The 11,336-nt window shown below is 62.4% G+C and carries 11 protein-coding genes; 6 read left to right on the top strand and 5 right to left on the bottom strand.

Annotated features, from left to right (window positions below):
• The first annotated feature begins 76 nt into the window (after positions 1-76).
• On the top strand, positions 77-1,741 hold the full coding sequence (ettA, locus tag ACDA63_RS01570) for an energy-dependent translational throttle protein EttA (RefSeq protein ID WP_373661406.1): 1,665 nt from the start codon (positions 77-79) through the stop codon (positions 1,739-1,741).
• 220 nt (positions 1,742-1,961) lie between these two features.
• On the opposite strand, the gene ACDA63_RS01565 is transcribed toward ettA, so the two are convergent.
• The gene (locus tag ACDA63_RS01565) at positions 1,962-2,249 is read right to left on the bottom strand and encodes a hypothetical protein (protein WP_373661405.1); all 288 of its coding nucleotides are present in this window, start codon (positions 2,247-2,249) and stop codon (positions 1,962-1,964) included.
• Between ACDA63_RS01565 and ACDA63_RS01560 the strand changes: the two genes are divergently transcribed.
• From ACDA63_RS01560 to ACDA63_RS01550, 3 genes are all read left to right on the top strand, one after another.
• Positions 2,233-2,964: a hypothetical protein gene (locus ACDA63_RS01560; protein WP_373661404.1), complete on the top strand. Its 732-nt coding sequence runs from the start codon at positions 2,233-2,235 to the stop codon at positions 2,962-2,964. The genes ACDA63_RS01565 and ACDA63_RS01560 overlap by 17 nt on opposite strands.
• Before the next feature lie 171 nt (positions 2,965-3,135).
• A complete protein-coding gene (locus tag ACDA63_RS01555; RefSeq protein WP_373661403.1) occupies positions 3,136-4,197 on the top strand; it encodes an NAD(P)-dependent alcohol dehydrogenase in 1,062 nt (353 codons plus the stop codon).
• 213 nt (positions 4,198-4,410) lie between these two features.
• The gene (locus tag ACDA63_RS01550; RefSeq protein WP_373661402.1) at positions 4,411-5,643 is read left to right on the top strand and encodes a sugar transporter; all 1,233 of its coding nucleotides are present in this window, start codon (positions 4,411-4,413) and stop codon (positions 5,641-5,643) included.
• 54 nt (positions 5,644-5,697) lie between these two features.
• Here the strand turns inward: ACDA63_RS01550 and ACDA63_RS01545 are convergent, their stop codons facing one another.
• Together ACDA63_RS01545 and ACDA63_RS01540 are read right to left on the bottom strand one after the other, a co-directional pair.
• Complete coding sequence (locus ACDA63_RS01545; RefSeq protein WP_373661401.1) at positions 5,698-7,209, bottom strand: glycoside hydrolase family 28 protein; 1,512 nt, start codon at positions 7,207-7,209, stop codon at positions 5,698-5,700.
• Positions 7,210-7,375: 166 nt separating this feature from the next.
• Positions 7,376-8,980, bottom strand: coding sequence for a YdiU family protein (locus ACDA63_RS01540; RefSeq protein ID WP_373661400.1), 1,605 nt, complete (start codon positions 8,978-8,980; stop codon positions 7,376-7,378).
• 135 nt (positions 8,981-9,115) lie between these two features.
• Between ACDA63_RS01540 and ACDA63_RS01535 the strand changes: the two genes are divergently transcribed.
• Positions 9,116-9,355 (top strand): DUF1653 domain-containing protein, encoded by a 240-nt coding sequence (locus ACDA63_RS01535; RefSeq protein WP_373661399.1) that lies wholly within the window; start codon positions 9,116-9,118, stop codon positions 9,353-9,355.
• Between the two features lie 152 nt (positions 9,356-9,507).
• Here the strand turns inward: ACDA63_RS01535 and infA are convergent, their stop codons facing one another.
• A complete protein-coding gene (gene infA, locus ACDA63_RS01530; RefSeq protein WP_373661398.1) occupies positions 9,508-9,780 on the bottom strand; it encodes a translation initiation factor IF-1 in 273 nt (90 codons plus the stop codon).
• A 254-nt stretch (positions 9,781-10,034) separates the two neighbouring features.
• The gene (locus ACDA63_RS01525; RefSeq protein ID WP_373661397.1) at positions 10,035-10,238 is read right to left on the bottom strand and encodes a cold-shock protein; all 204 of its coding nucleotides are present in this window, start codon (positions 10,236-10,238) and stop codon (positions 10,035-10,037) included.
• Positions 10,239-10,541: 303 nt separating this feature from the next.
• Here ACDA63_RS01525 and ACDA63_RS01520 point away from each other — a divergent pair, with 303 nt between their 5' ends.
• Positions 10,542-11,333: a tetratricopeptide repeat protein gene (locus ACDA63_RS01520; RefSeq protein WP_373661396.1), complete on the top strand. Its 792-nt coding sequence runs from the start codon at positions 10,542-10,544 to the stop codon at positions 11,331-11,333.
• Positions 11,334-11,336 lie beyond the last annotated feature (3 nt).

Here is an 11,336-nt window from a genome sequence, read left to right as displayed (position 1 = left end):
TGCCGCGCTTCAAGAGCAGGAAGCCCGCCGCGCAGGTATCCTTACGCCTTTGCAATCTGCTTGGCACAAGACCCCCATGGCTCAATACGTCATGTCCATGCTCCGCGTGAGCAAGACAGTCCCCCCGAAGCGACAGATCATCAAGGACATCTCGCTGTCCTTCTTCCCCGGCGCCAAGATCGGCCTGCTCGGCCTGAACGGCTCGGGCAAGTCCACGGTGCTGCGCATCATGGCCAACGCCGACAAGGAATACGACGGCGAAGTCCAGCATCAGCCGGGCGTGTCGATCGGGTATCTGCCGCAGGAACCGCAGCTCGACGCCGACAAGACCGTACGCGAAGAAGTCGAATCCGCCCTTGGCGAAGTGATGGAAGCCAAGCAGAAGCTCGAAGAGGTGTACGCCGCGTACGCCGAACCGGACGCCGACTTCGACAAGCTGGCCGAACTGCAGGCCAAGTACGAGAACATCATCGCCACCAGCGGTTCTGACGTGGAAACCCAGCTCGAAATCGCCGCCGACGCGCTGCGCCTGCCGCCCTGGGACGCCAAGATCGGCCCGCTGTCGGGCGGCGAAAAGCGCCGCGTAGCGCTGTGCAAGCTGCTGCTGTCCAAGCCGGACATGCTGCTGCTGGACGAACCGACCAACCACCTGGACGCCGAGTCGGTGGAATGGCTGGAGCAGTTCCTCGTGCGCTTCCCCGGCACCGTGGTGGCCGTCACCCACGATCGTTATTTCCTCGACAACGCGGCCGAGTGGATTCTTGAACTCGACCGTGGCGAAGGTATCCCCTGGAAGGGCAACTATTCGTCCTGGCTGGAACAGAAGGGCGCCCGCCTGGCGCAGGAAGAAAAGCAGGAGAACGCCCATCGCAAGGCGATGAAGCAGGAACTCGAATGGGTGCGCCAGGGCGCCAAGGCACGTCAAGCGAAGAGCAAGGCGCGCCTGGCCCGTTACGAAGAAATGAGCAGCGTCGAATACCAGAAGCGCAACGAGACGCAGGAAATCTTCATTCCGCCGGGCGAGCGCCTGGGCGACAAGGTCATCGAATTCAATGGCGTCTCGAAGGGCTTTGGCGACCGCCTGCTGATCGACAACCTCTCGTTCAGCATTCCGCCGGGCGCCATCGTCGGCGTGATCGGCCCGAACGGTGCCGGTAAGTCGACGCTGTTCCGCATGATCCAGGGGAAGGAACAACCCGATTCGGGCGAAATCGTCGTCGGCCCCACCGTCAAGATGGCCGCCGTCGATCAGAGCCGCGAAGGGCTGGACGCAACCAAGACTGTCTTCCAGGCAGTCGCCGATGGCGCCGACATCCTGACGGTCGGCAAGTTCGAGATGCCCAGCCGCGCCTACATCGGCCGCTTCAACTTCAAGGGCGGCGACCAGCAGAAGATCGTCGGCAACCTGTCGGGCGGCGAACGTGGTCGCCTGCACCTGGCCAAGACCTTGATCTCGGGCGGCAACGTGTTGTTGCTGGACGAACCGTCCAACGACCTCGACGTGGAAACCCTGCGTGCGCTGGAAGACGCGCTGCTGGAATTCTCCGGCTGCGTGCTGGTGACCTCGCACGATCGCTGGTTCCTCGACCGCATCGCCACGCACATCCTGGCGGCCGAAGGCGACTCCCAATGGGTCTTCTTCAATGGCAACTACCAGGAATACGAAGAAGACAAGAAGAAGCGTCTGGGCGAAGAAGCCGCCAAGCCCAAGCGGATTCGGTACAAGCCGATCAGCCGCTGACCTTCAGGACGCCGAAGTCCTCAAACGAACCCGCCTGATGGCGGGTTCTTTCGTTTACGCATCTGCCACCCGCCGTGTCCGTGCGTCATTCGATGTCGTCGTCATTTGTGCTCGCTCCACGGACGAAAGGGCATTCGCGCACGCGTTTGGTGCGTCCATCCGCACCATTCCACCCCGCGGTCGCTGGACCGTTCTACAAAAGCGCCCTGCCATGGGCCATTCAGGGGAGAAAAATGAGTCTGAGCATCAACAAGGGAATTTCCTTCACGCTGTTTGCATCCGTGCTGGCCTTGGCCGCCTGCGGTGGTGGCGGAGGAGGAAACGACAGCACGTCATCGCCGAATGGGGTGTCGTCGAGTTCAAGCGTTTCGAGCGCGTCATCCAGTTCGTCGGTGAGCTCATCGGCTTCGTCGTCGTCCTCGTCGGTCTCGTCCTCGACATCGTCGAGCACGCAATCCAGCTCAAGCAGCCAGAATGCGGTCCGGTGGAGCGTGTACGACGCAAGCAAGCTGCCCACCGCCGCGGGGTCGATCAGCCTGCCCAGTGGCAACACGAGCAGCTTCACGGTGCTGACGGGGACTGCACCGGGTTCGAGCTACACGTGGGTCAACGGCTTTGGGCTGCTCGGCGATGGCAGTATTGCGCTCGACACGACAGGCACGGCAATCGAGAACCGCAGCCAGGCCTATTTCGAAAATGTCATCAACAGCGCCGGCAAGTATCCAAAAACGCTGACTTTCCTCACGCGCGTGCTGCCTGTCGCCGGCACTACGTATGACACGAACACCCGTCTGCTCGAGTTCGATCTGGCGATGGCCGATGTTGGCGTCACGGGCGGGCGTATCGAAGGGATCATTCGCAATGACGCGACGACCCAGGGCATCCAGATCAACCAGCTTGATGGCGTGGACCTGAAGGGCGCGGTCGCCGACATGTCGGTGCCGCACATCTATCACGTGTCCGTCACCATGACGTCGCCGCTCTCTGGCATCGTCACGGTCTACATCGATGGCAACGACACGCCAGTCATTGGCCCGGTCGCAGTGGCCAACATGTTCGCTGTCAATGCGCTGGGCGACAACTACGTGCGCTTCGGCGATGGTCGCGCCAGCTATTACCGCAGCAATATCGACTGGGTCATCTGGTCCGCATCCGGCGCGTACTCGCCGGCAGACCTCAGGGGCAAGCTTCCGGCCGGTATCGGCGTTACCACCGGCTACTGATCCATCGCCAACGAGATCAAGGGGGACCGACGGTCCCCCTTTTCTTTTGTCACCGGCCGCATCGCGGAACATCGGCCCCGACGCTATAACGTCTACTTGGCTTGGATCGCCGTCCGGCTTGCCGGGAATCGGGCAATCCATTTCTGTCATGTCACTTCGCGGAGGTCTGCCATGAAGGGTTTTGCGATGCTCAGGATCGGCGAGGTCGGCTGGATCGAACTGGACAAACCGGTGGCAGATCCGCTTGGCGCGATTGTCCGCCCATTGGCGTTGTCGCCATGTACGTCCGACACGCATACGGTGTGGGCCGGCTCCATCGGGGAGCGCCACAACATGGTGCTCGGACACGAGTCCGTGGGAGAGGTCGTCGAGGTCGGCTCGCTGGTCAAGGACTTCAAGCCGGGCGATCGGGTGATCGTGCCCGCGATCACGCCGGACTGGGGAGCCATCGAATCACAGGAAGGCTATTCGATGCACTCCGGCGGCATGTTGGCCGGTTGGAAGTTCTCCAACCACAAGAACGGCGTGTTCGCCGAGTTCTACCACGTCAATGAGGCCGACGCGAACCTCGCCCTGCTGCCCGACGGCGTCAAGCCCGAAGACGCGGTCATGCTCAGCGACATGGTGGTCACGGGCTTTCATGGTGTGGAGCTGGCCGGTGTCAGTTTCGGCGATATCGTGGCCGTGATCGGCATCGGGCCGGTCGGTCTGATGTCGGTGGCTGGCTGCGCGCTGCATGGCGCTGCGCGCATCATTGCCGTCGGCTCGCGCCCGCACTGCATCGAGGTGGCCCGGCAATACGGGGCGACCGACATCGTCAATTACAAGAATGGCGATATCGTCACGCAGATTCTGGATGCGACGGCGGGACGCGGCGTCGACAAGGTGATCATCGCCGGCGGCGACGTCGACACCTTCGCCGAGGCGGTCAAGATCATGCGGCCCGGCGGGACCATCGGCAATGTGAACTATCTCGGCGAAGGCGACTGCATCTGTATTCCGCGCGTCGAATGGGGTGTGGGCATGGGGCACAAGCACATCAAGGGCGGCCTCACGCCGGGCGGGCGGATGAAGATGGAAAAGCTCGCGCGCCTTCTGCAATACGGCAAGCTCGACACCAGCCTGCTGCTCACGCATCGTTTCGTCGGCCTGGAAGGCGTCGAGCCCGCGTTGATGCTGATGAAGGACAAGCCAGCAGACCTCATCAAGCCCGTGGTGACGATCCAGTACTGACCGGTTGGCATCGCCGTTGGCTGAGTTGCGGGCGCAGCCAACGGTTTTGTTTATCGATCCATAACAATTTTCTAACTTTTCGGTCAGCGGCCAGCGCTAACATCACTGGGCGCCCGCGTGCGGAGTTCTTCCGTGCATTCAGGGCGCGCTAACCCTGCATTCCTGCACGTCGATCATGGGCCGCACCGGCTCCGGCGTGACGATAAAAGACCCATGAACGCCCCCGACACTTCGGCCACCACGGCGTGGCTCCGGGTCATCGCTCTCGCGCTGTCCGCATTCATTTTCAATACCACCGAATTTGTCCCGGTCGGATTGCTCAGCGACATCGCCGCGAGCTTTTCGATGGATGCCGCGCATACGGGCCTGATGATCACGATCTACGCGTGGATCGTCACGCTCGCTTCGCTGCCGATGATGCTGGCCACCCGCAACATCGAACGCAAGAAACTGTTGCTGGGCACTTTCGCACTGTTCATCGCCAGCCACGTGCTCTCGGGCGTGGCCTGGAGCTTTGCCACGCTGATGGTGTCGCGCCTGGGGATCGCGCTGGCGCACGCGGTGTTCTGGTCGATCACCGTATCGTTGGCAGTGCGCGTGGCGCCGCCCGGCAAGCAGGCGCAGGCACTGAGCCTGCTGTCGACGGGTACCGTCCTGGCGATGGTGGTGGGCGTGCCGCTGGGTCGCGTGCTCGGTCAGCACCTGGGCTGGCGGATCACCTTCCTCACTATCGGCGTGCTGGCGGTCCTGACGATGGTGGCGCTGTGGCGTTTGCTGCCATTGCTGCCGAGCCGGCGCGCCGGGTCTTTCAGCAGTGTGCCAATCCTGTTCCGTCGCGTGCGGCTGACACGCCTGTATGTTCTGATCGCAGTGATCATCACCGCGCATTTCACCGCATACAGCTACATCGAACCTTTCGTGCAGGACGTGGCCAGCATGCAGGGCGATTTTGCGACCGTGTTCCTGCTGCTTTTCGGCGGTGCCGGCGTGTTGGGCAGCTTGGTATTCAGCCGTTTCGGCACGCGGCACCCGAGCCTGTTGGTGACGGGCGCGGTGACCGCGCTGATGGCATCCACGCTGCTATTGGTCGCCGCCTCCGCCGCGCAGGCTTCGCTGGCGATTCTTGCCGTGGTGTGGGGCATGTCGATCATGGTCATCGGCCTGGGCATGCAGGTGAAGGTGCTCGAAGCGGCACCGGATGCCACCGACGTCGCCATGTCGTTGTTCTCGGGCATCTACAACATCGGGATCGGCGGCGGCGCATTGCTGGGCAACCAGGTCAGCATCCACTTCGGCATGGGCAACATCGGCTACGTTGCGGGTGCGCTGGCTGCGGCTGCGCTGGGTTGGTGCCTGCTCGTCTTCCGCCGCGAGATGTGCCTGCGGGCGCGTTGGCAGCGACAACGGCGCGCGATGGGGCGAATGCTTGGCTTCAGAGCCTGCTAACGACTCAAATGGAAACGGCGCCTTGCGGCGCCGTTTTTGTGTGCGTTGCAGGGCCTAGAGCGTGCCGCGCGTGCTCAGGCTCGCCGGTTTGTTCTTGGGCTCGATCACCACGTTGGTCAGCGAGATCGTGCCGGAAGTGGCAATGACTTCGGTCGACTCCACGCCCTTGAACACGCAGTTGGACAACTTGATCTGGTCGATCTCCGCGCCGGGGAAGGAAACGATGTACATGATGCGCGGCGCCGCGTCGGCCGTGACCTTGTCCATCTGCACATTGCGCACGACCGGTTTGAAATCGCCATTGGCCCCTTCTTCATACAGGAAGTCGATGGTGATGATCGCCTCGCCGACCTTGCCGACCGTCACGTTGCGCACGAAGACGTTTTCCAGCACGCCGCCGCGGACCGCGTTGTTCTTGAATCGCAGCACGCGGTCGAGGTTGGGACTGTCCATGTTGCAGTCTTCGACGAACACGTTGCGGATGTGGCCGGAGCATTCGCTGCCGAGCACCACGCCGCCGTGGCCATCCTTCATCTGGCAGCCGCGCACGATGATGTTCTCGGACGGCACACCCACGCGCCGGCCATCGTTGTTCTTGCCGGACTTGATGGCGATGCAGTCGTCGCCGGTATCGAACACACAGTTCTCGATCAGCACGTCGCGGCAGGATTCGGGGTCGCAGCCATCGTTGTTCGGTCCATGCGACACGATGTTCACGCCACGCACGGTGACATTGCGCGAGAGCACCGGGTGGATTTCCCACATCGGCGACTGGCGAATCGAAACGTCTTCGATCAATACGTTCTCGCAGCGATACGGCTGGATGAAGTTCGGCCGCAGAAAGTGCCCTGGCCCAAAGACGCGCTCCGATACCGGCACGCCTTTGTTTCCCATCTCGATGAGCTTTTTCTGGTCAGGCAACTGGCTGACCGGCGTGCCGTTGGCTTTCCACGCCCACCAGTTGGCATTGGATGCCTGTCCGTCGAGCGTGCCCCGGCCTGTAACGGCGATGTTGCGCTGCTCGTATGCGTAGATCAGCGGCGAGTAGTTCATGCACTCGATGCCTTCCCATCGCGTGAAGACCACCGGGTATTTGGCCGGATCGGTGTAGAACTTGAGCACGGCACCCGATTGCAGATGCAGGTTGACGTTGCTCTTGAGGAAGATTGCCCCGGTAATGAAGGTACCGTCCGGCACGACCACGCGCCCGCCACCTGCCGCGCTGCATGCGTCGATCGCCTTGTTGATCGCCCCGGTAGCGTCTTGCGTGCCGCCTTCGACGGCGCCGTAGTCCTTGATGTTGAAATCACGTGCCGGGAACCCCGGCGGCAGGATGCGTGCGCGCACGGCCGAATAGGATTCCCAACCGGTGACCTGAATACTGCCGGCCTGCCCGGCTGGCGATGACGCACCGGCAACTTTCGTATCGGTCGACGCGGTGGCGCACCCCTGCAACCCAAAAGTTGCGCCCAGTGCGGTGGATAGTGCTGATAACGAACCGAGCTTCAGAACATCGCGGCGTGAGAGCCGCGTCCCCGTTTTGTTCTCGTCGGACGGATTGGACATCTTCGACTGCCTCCTCTTTTGCGATTGTCGTTGAACGAACAGCTACAAGAAGTCTGGCGAAGCAGGCAACGACGCACTGGCTGCGCGTCACCCGGAAAAAAGATGTCTGACTATACCGATTTATTGCCTGATATTTCGACCCCCGCAAAAACAAACCCGCTTGACATTACGAGCTGCACGAAAGAGCCGAGCAGCCCGGACGATTGCGCGCCCATTCTGGGCGTCGGGCGAATAGATCCTCGTTGTCGGGCTGCTCGTCATAAGCCCGTTGCAGGACGGTCAGCAGGCGTTCGATCTGCGATGCGTCCCCCGCCGTGGCCGCGTCGATGGCCTGTTGCGCCATCCAGTTGCGAAGCACGTACTTGGGATTGGCCGCATGCATGCGAGTGACTCGGGCTGCGGGCTCCTCAGCCTGTGCGCGCACCCAGGCGGCGTACTGGTCGAGCCAGCCTGCGAGCCGCAGAAGATGGGCGCCGTCCAGCGCGGAGGAATCGTAGAACGCCTCGCGCAGGACAAGGATGCGGGCATCTTTGTCGGCCTTCTCGCTACAGTCGATATCGGCCAGCCGGCGGAAGAAGATCGTCATGTCGGTTTCTTCGGCCTGCAGGATAGAGAAAAGATCGCTGACCAGAGAGCCGTCCATCACGGTGTCGGCGTGCAGACCGAGCTTGTCGGCCAGCATGGCCGACCAGGTCTGCTCGAATGTCTCTCGATAAAGCTCGAGCCCGGCATGCAGATCGGCTTCGTTCTCGATCAGCATGGTGAGCGCGCCCGCCAGCCGGGTGAGGTTCCAGTAGGCGATCTGCGGCTGCTGGCCGTACGCGTAGCGACGTCCCTGCGCATCCGTGGTGTTCGGCGTCCAGCCCGGATCGAAGCCTTCCAGCCAGCCATACGGACCATAGTCGATGGTCAGGCCGAGGATCGACATGTTGTCGGTGTTCATCACGCCATGCACGAAGCCGACGCGCATCCAGTGCGCCACCATCACAGCAGTGCGTCGGCAGACTTCGGCAAACCACGCGGGGTAGGTTTCCGGGCCTGGTTCACCGAGCGTCGGATAGTGATGGCGGATCACCCAGTCGGCCAACGCCCGCATGTTGTCCGCCTCGTCTTCGGCGGCGAAGATTTCGAAGTTGCCGAAGCGCACGAAACTGGGCGCCACGCGACAGACGACGGCGCCGGGCTCGGTCGCCGGGCGTCCGTCATAGAACATGTCGCGTACCACGCCATCGCCGGTTGTCACGAGACTGAGCGCGCGTGTGGTCGGGACGCCAAGATGGAACATGGCCTCGCTGCACAGGAACTCGCGGATCGACGAGCGCAGCACGGCACGGCCATCGGCGTGGCGTGAGTACGGTGTCTTGCCGGCCCCCTTGAGTTGCAGTTCCTGCCGCAGTCCGTTCCGGTCAATGATTTCGCCGAGCGTAATCGCACGACCATCGCCCAACTGCCCAGCCCAATTGCCGAACTGGTGACCGCCGTAACGCGCGGCATACGGTTTCATGCCCGGCAGCACGCGCGAACCGGCCAGGACGTCGGCGACCAACCCGGTCTCGGCCGGTCGTGCAACACCCAGCGAGCGCGCCAGCACGTCCGACCACGCCAGCAGACGCGGCGTGCTGGCGGCCGTCGGCTCGACGCGCGAATACACCGCGCGGGGTGCCGGTCGGGAGATGTTGCGCGTATCGGGGTCGGCGGAGAGGGACCGGACGAAAAGATCGTCGAACTCGAATGCGTCGAGCGGGCGCAATGGCAGGTCGGGGGCGTTCATGTTTGTTATGGGTCGGAGCGAGCTGCCATTCTAGGCCGGATGTCCCGTGCTGACATGCATGGTGCCGATAGCGCGTCGGCGTCGACCCGCAACGGTCGGACTGGCATCATCGCTCGTCTGACTGAAGGAGTCCCGATGAGCAACGACAAGCTGCCCGCCCTGCCCGATCTGTCGCCGGGCCGTTACCGGCACTACAAGGGCGGCGAATACGAAGTGGTCAGTGTCGCCCGCCATTCCGAGACGCTCGAACCCATGGTGGTCTATCGACCGCTGTACAACGACAGCGGCTGGTGGGTGCGCCCGTGGGCGATGTTCGTGGAAGAGATTGAAGTGCAGGGCCAGCGGCAACCCCGCTTTGCGCGGATCGGCGACTGATCCTGCAGATGTGACAAAGCCTCGCCGCCCGGGCGATGCCTGAAACCCCGCTGGAGCGGGAGATACGTCTGCCTGAATGGACCTCGGCCAGATGGCGTCGCCGTGTGCGCCGCCGTAGCGGTTACATCACGCGATCGGGCCGGGGATACGTCTTAGCGACGGCGGAAGTTGCCCTTGCGCTGGCCGGTCGGAGCGGGGCCGCGGGACTCGATGTGACGGAACGTGATGCGAGCCTTGCTCAGGTCGTAGGGCGACATTTCCAGGTCGACCTTGTCGCCGGCGAGGATACGGATGCGGTGCTGGCGCATCTTGCCCGCAACGTAGGCGATCACCTCGATGCCGTTGTCGAGCGTTACGCGAAAACGCGTGTCGGGGAGTACTTCGTTTACAACGCCACTCAGTTCAATGACTTCTTCTTTTGCCATAGATAGTTGGTTCCTTTGGTCCCGCTCGGCGGGATGCAGTATGGACAGCAGGCGCGAGAGTATAGCCGCCTGATCGGTCCTGCCGGCAATGGCCGGGATAAAAATGCTTGGGGCGGGGGCGCGTGCGGGTCCAGAAACGGACGGGCGGGGTCCTCGTCACGAGGCACTGTCGGGTCGTACCGTCCACTATGTGACGTCGGCCCGGAAGAAAAAAAGCCCGGCGCGGCCGGGCTTTTTTCGCACACTACGCCTGATTACTCGGGGCGAATGTTCGAAGCTTGCTTGCCCTTCGGGCCGGTCGTCACATCGAAGGTCACGCGCTGGTTTTCTTGCAGCGACTTGAAACCTTGCGATTGGATTGCGGAGAAGTGAGCGAAGAGGTCTTCACCGCCGCCGTCCGGAGTAATGAAACCGAAACCCTTGGCGTCGTTGAACCACTTGACAGTACCAGTTGCCATAATAGCGTCCTGAAAATTTGAATTAAAACGATTTGCAGGAAAATCCTGCGGTTGGAGAATCAAGATCTGCTAGATGACTAACCGACGTACCGTTGGGAACAGTATGGAGAGACACACTTAACCCGGATTCCCAGCGAATATAATGCCCATTTGCGAGACATCACGCAAGTGTCCTTCGTCACATATCGTGACAAAGCATCCGTTGCCCGGGAAACGAGGCGTGGCGCGGCTTCTGCTTAACTTACAAAGAGTTTCCATGTCTTGCGGGAACACGAGGGATTTCCCTGAGTCATTGCCGATACTATGTCGCTCCTGAATCTTCTTGCCAACCTGGCCACCATGCCAATTTTCGGTATTGGCTTGCACATCCTCATCGCCCTGTACTTCGGCATTCATGCCGTACGCAGCCGGCAGAACATGTACTGGGTGTTCATTTTGTTCATGTTCCCGCTACTGGGGAGCATCGTGTACTTCTTTGCGATCTACCTGCCGGAGCTGCGCGGCAGCAGGGGGGCCTACGCCGTACGCCGCGCCATCAACCAGGCCGTCAGCCCTGCGCGCAATCTGCGCGAGGCCCGCGCAGCCGTCGAACAGACGCCCACGGTCGGCAATCGCATGAAGCTCGCCGCCGCGCTGGCCGACGCAGGCCAGCCGAAAGAGGCACTGACCATCTATCGCGAGGCCGCGACCGGCCCGTTCGCCGACGATCCGGCCCTGCTTCAAGGTCTGTCCCGGGTACAGCTCGAATGCGGCCTGCCCGCCGAGTGCGTCGCCACGCTCGAACGCCTGTTCAGCGCGCACCCGGAAACGCGTCGTCAGCCTGACCCCGCCCTGCGCTACGCGCAGGCCCTTGCCAGCACGAACGCCGCCGGTACGCGTGCGGCCTTCGAAGCCGCATTGGTGGTCGCCGCCGATCCGGAGCCCAAGTGCCGTTACGCCGATTGGTTGCGCACGCAGGGCAGCGCCGCGGACAACGACCGCGCGCGCGCGCTGTATGAGGAGATCATCAAGGATTCGCGTTTCTGGCCCAGCTATGCACGCAATGTGAATCGCGAATGGCTGCAGCGGGCCCAATCCGGCCTTGCCGCCAGTTGAGAC

The sequence above is a fragment of the Uliginosibacterium sp. sgz301328 genome, assembly GCF_041807905.1.
Lineage (GTDB): Bacteria > Pseudomonadota > Gammaproteobacteria > Burkholderiales > Rhodocyclaceae > JBGVSA01.
The sequence above is the reverse complement of the archived record's forward strand: the minus strand, read 5'-3'. Positions and strand labels throughout refer to the sequence as shown.